Origin of the sequence: Actinomadura darangshiensis, from assembly GCF_004349235.1 — a bacterium.
Classification (GTDB): domain Bacteria; phylum Actinomycetota; class Actinomycetes; order Streptosporangiales; family Streptosporangiaceae; genus Spirillospora; species Spirillospora darangshiensis.
In genome coordinates this window covers 1-3908 of the sequence record NZ_SMKY01000494.1, presented here as the reverse complement: position 1 = coordinate 3908, position 3908 = coordinate 1, and the positions used below count along the sequence as shown (strand labels likewise).

Here is a 3908-nt window from a genome sequence, read left to right as displayed (position 1 = left end):
CGGGTAGGCTGGTCCCGCCGCAAGGGGCCTTAGCTCAGTTGGTAGAGCACCGGCTTTGCAAGCCGGGTGTCAGGGGTTCGAATCCCCTAGGCTCCACCAGCGAAAACGCCCCCATCCAAACCCTGGACGGGGGCGTTCGTGCGATCAGCGTGCGATTGGCCCACGGGGACGAGCGCGCCACCGAGGCCGCCGTCATCCTCGTCATCGCCGCCCCGCTCCGCCTTGATCTTGTCGTTGAGCGCATCAGCAATCGCGCGGCCCGCCTCAGACTTCGCGTGCTGATAGATCATCGCGGCGCGCACGCTGTCATGCCCCATCCGGTCCATGAGGTCCCGGCTTGTTCTTAGTTGAGTTGTGTCTTGTCTTGGGGGCTCAGTTTCAGGGTGCCGGCGGCTATGTTCTGTTCGAGGTGGGTTAGGGAGCCGGTGCCGGGGATGAGCAGGATGTTCGGTGATCGGGCCAGCAGCCAGGCCAGGGCCACCTGTGGCACGGTCGCATTGTGGCGGACGGCTATGGCGTCCAAATGCTGTGCCGTGAGCGGCTGGAAACCGCCGACGGGGAAGAAGGGGACGTAGGCGATACCGGCCTGGGCGCAGGCATCGACGAGCGGGTCGTCGTCGCGCCGGGACAGGTTGTAAAGGTTCTGGACGCAGGCGATGGGCGCGATCTCGCGGGCCTCGGCGAACTCGGACGCGGTGACGTTGGAGATGCCCAGATGGCGGATCAGGCCCTCTTCGCGCAACGCGAGCAGCGTTTCGAGGGGTGCTCTCAAAGGTGTCTGTGACCGGTCGAGGTCGCCCATCCGCAGATTCACCACGTCCAGGCGATCCAGGCCGAGGGAGCGGAGGTTCGCCTCGATGCCGCGGCGCAGATTGCCGGGGGTGAGGCCGTTCTGCTCGGCCGGCGGCAATGCGATGTCGGCGCCCTCGACCAAGGCGCCGACCTTGGTCACGATGACGAGGTCGTCCGGGTAGGGGTGCAGCGCCTCGCGGATGAGTTCGTTGGCCGCCACTCCGTCACGCGAGTAGTAGTTCGAGGTGTCGATGTGGTTCACCCCGAGTTCCACGGCCCGGCGCAGGACGGCCAGTGCCGTCTCCCGGTCGGGCCGGTCGCCTCTCGGCCACCCGGTCAGCTTCATCGCGCCGTACCCGATCCTCGCGACGCTCAAGTCGCCGCCCAAGGTCCAGTGTTCTGCCGTCATGACCGTCAACCCTAATGGCCTGCGAACATGGTGTAACGGGCCGTCCGGGCGGACGGTTACCGGGGTCCGGATGTCGGGAGGCCGTCGACAGTGCGGGCCCGGCGAGCGTACGTTCTTGCGCATGGCGACCGTGAGTCCGCAGCGTGTCGCCTTTGAGGCTGCGCGGGTGCTGGTAACGGTCGCGCGGACCGATTCGTGCTGGTGGGTCTTCGGCGAGGTCGGCCGATGCTTGGGGAACGCATACGAAACTCGGCTGCTGGAAACCCGGCTGCGTCTGCAACACGAGGATTGCTACTACGCGGAGGCCGGGTATTGGCGGGTTGTGCTGGAAGAGCAGATTGACGCCCGGCCCGATGTCGCCGAATGCCTGTACCGCATCGTGGGTGCCGCCCCTCTGGTCGATTAGGAGCGGGTGCGGCCGACGTAGAGGTTGCGGGCTCTGTAGTAGGTGGTGGACGTGGGGCCCGGGGATCCCGACGAGCCTTCCATCTGCAGGTTGATGATGATCCACATCGGCTGGCCGACGAAGCCGGCGCCGCGGTGCCGGCCGACCCAGGAGCCGTCTAAGTAATAGTGGATGTCGACGTCGGTCGAGTTCACCTTGGTGATCCAGGCGCGGTAGCCATGCCAGGCCCCGGGGTCGGAAACGTTGACGATGGTGTTGGACCAGCCGCCGGACGCGTTCCGGTAGGTGTTGAACCAGTTGCGCTTGTCGCCCTTGTATTCGAGGACGTCGCTTTCCGGCGGCCAGGTGTTGGCGCCGGTCAGCCAGAATGCCGGCCATGTGCCCCGGGTTGAGGGGGCCTGGAAATCGCCCTTCACCTCCCAGTTGGGGAACTGGTCGTTGACCAGGACCTGTTGTTTGGCGTGGACGGCACCGGAGTGGTAGTGGATCGGCAGGTGCGGGTCGGCGCTGCTGGTTCCCTCGTCCCAGGTGATGCGGGCCGCTTTCAGGGTCAGGACGCCGGAGCTTTCGAGGTAGACGTGGTTGTGGTCGGACGCGCTGCCGTACATGCGGGCGCTGCCGTTGTGGTCCGAGCCCCACGGGTAGCGGTAGTTCCACGCCGATTCCAGTGCGGAGTAGTCGGCGAAGGAGCCGTCGACGACGGTTTCCCAGGTTGCCGCCGTGGCCGGTTTCGACGTGCCGAGTGCGATTCCCAGAGCGCCGGCGCCGCTCGCGGCGAGAAAGCCCCGTCGGGTGTAAGTCATCGTCACACGTCCCTGGGGGTGACCAGATGGGTGATTCCGCGAGAGGCCAGGTAGGCGGTGTCGGTGGTACGGCTTTGGAGGACGACGGCCGGGCGTTCTCCCCGGTCGACCAGCTTCATGAAGGGGTCGAAGAACGCGGTGAAGTCGGCCACCGGAATCATGTCGTCGGGCAGGACCAGGGCGGTGGCGCGCGGCGAGGGTGACGGTGGCCGGGCGTCGTACTCGGCGATCAGTTTGCGGATGGTCCTGCCGATCGGCTTGAGTTTCCGGTCGTTGGTGAACAGGCCCAGGTCGTATTCGAGGTCGACGTATCCGGTGAGTTTCGGGTTGAGGTCGTGGGAGTCCCACCAGGTGATGCCGAAGAGGCCGGTGCAGTCGGCCATGGCGCGTATCGAGCGTTCCGTCCAGGTGGGGATGTCGGCCGCGTCCATCCAGACGGTCGAGACGCCCGTCTCCTCGATCCAGATCTGACGTTTCAGGTCGGCGTGGAACGCCTGGATGAGCTCGACGAAGAACTCCGAGTAATGCGTCGAGGATGTGGAGAGGGAGCCGTAGCGCTGGATGACCTGCGTCCATCCGGCCCAGGTGTGGTTGGCGGTCATCGTCCCGGCCGTTCCGAGGCCCTGGCGCGTCCAGAAGTCGTTGTTCTGCCATGGCCAGTGGTCTATCCCCGACACGTGGATCTTGCCGGGGGCGACCTTTTCGCAGGTGTCGAAGAGGGCGGTGTGCCAGGCGTCGCCTTGGGCCTGGGTGACCGCCATGCCGAGCGGTTTCGCGAACCAGTGGATCTCGTTGGAGAGGTCGAAGCCCATGAATCTGCGGTGCCGGCCGATGCGTTCGGCGATCTGCCCGAGCAGCCATTGTTCGCGCTCGATCACGGTCGGGTCGGTGAGGACGTTGCGGATCGTCCCGTCGCTGTTGCTGATCAGGAAGGGCGGGACGAAGAGGACGCCGCTGACCGCGCCGTTGAAGACGGTCACCTCGACGTCCAGGTGCCGCCGGTCGGCGAGGTCGAGCAGTTCTTCGAGCCGGTCCAGCAGCTCCCCGCGGACATAGGTCGCGTTCGGCTGCAGCTCCGACCAGATCAGCATGATCCGGATGTGGTCCATGCCGAGCGACGCGATGTCGTCGAGGTCGGCCGCGATCGACCGGCGGTCCCAGTCCGACCAGGAGAACCACCAGTTCTCGCTCGGCACGTAGTTCACGCCGAACCGGACGCGGCGGTGCCGGTGGCGGCCGGTCGGCACCGCCGCGTCGGCGCGTGCCGCGGTGGAGTTCAGCAGGGCGGACGCCGCGGCGGCCCCCGCCGTCACCCCGAAGAACTTCCTGCGGTCGATCGATGTCCGGTCGGGAGCGGGCGTGGCGGGGAGCTCGGGCATGGGGTGGCCCTCCAGGAGTCGGCGACCCCGGCATCGTAGGGACGCCCGCCGGCTCGGTCCAGGGGCCTTCCACGCCTTTCACGCGCGACGCTCGGCGGTCACCTTCGGCCGTTAGGGGT

5 protein-coding genes and 1 tRNA gene are annotated in these 3908 nt (G+C 66.8%); 2 read left to right on the top strand and 4 right to left on the bottom strand.

All coding sequences use genetic code 11. From position 1 onward, the window contains the following. Nucleotides 1-23 precede the first annotated feature (23 nt). Nucleotides 24-99: transfer RNA gene (locus E1293_RS45320), tRNA-Ala, on the top strand. Here the strand turns inward: E1293_RS45320 and E1293_RS45315 are convergent. Together E1293_RS45315 and E1293_RS45310 are read right to left on the bottom strand one after the other, a co-directional pair. Continuing rightward, on the bottom strand, nucleotides 87-317 hold the full coding sequence (locus E1293_RS45315; protein WP_132206082.1) for a hypothetical protein: 231 nt from the start codon (nucleotides 315-317) through the stop codon (nucleotides 87-89). The two genes, E1293_RS45320 and E1293_RS45315, sit on opposite strands and share 13 nt — an antisense overlap. Nucleotides 318-343: 26 nt before the next feature. Continuing rightward, nucleotides 344-1201, bottom strand: coding sequence for an oxidoreductase (locus E1293_RS45310; protein ID WP_132206079.1), 858 nt, complete (start codon nucleotides 1199-1201; stop codon nucleotides 344-346). Between the two features lie 121 nt (nucleotides 1202-1322). On the opposite strand from E1293_RS45310, the gene E1293_RS45305 reads away from it, so the two are divergent. After that, nucleotides 1323-1607, top strand: a complete 285-nt coding sequence (locus tag E1293_RS45305; RefSeq protein WP_132206077.1) for a hypothetical protein — start codon at nucleotides 1323-1325, stop codon at nucleotides 1605-1607. On the opposite strand, the gene E1293_RS45300 is transcribed toward E1293_RS45305, so the two are convergent. Further along, nucleotides 1604-2410 carry a glycoside hydrolase family 16 protein gene (locus E1293_RS45300; RefSeq protein ID WP_132206075.1) on the bottom strand — a complete coding sequence of 269 codons (807 nt, stop codon included), beginning with the start codon at nucleotides 2408-2410 and terminating at the stop codon, nucleotides 1604-1606. The two genes, E1293_RS45305 and E1293_RS45300, sit on opposite strands and share 4 nt — an antisense overlap. Nucleotides 2411-2412: 2 nt before the next feature. Then, the gene (locus E1293_RS45295; RefSeq protein ID WP_132206073.1) at nucleotides 2413-3789 is read right to left on the bottom strand and encodes a glycoside hydrolase 5 family protein; all 1377 of its coding nucleotides are present in this window, start codon (nucleotides 3787-3789) and stop codon (nucleotides 2413-2415) included. Nucleotides 3790-3908: the final 119 nt, after the last annotated feature.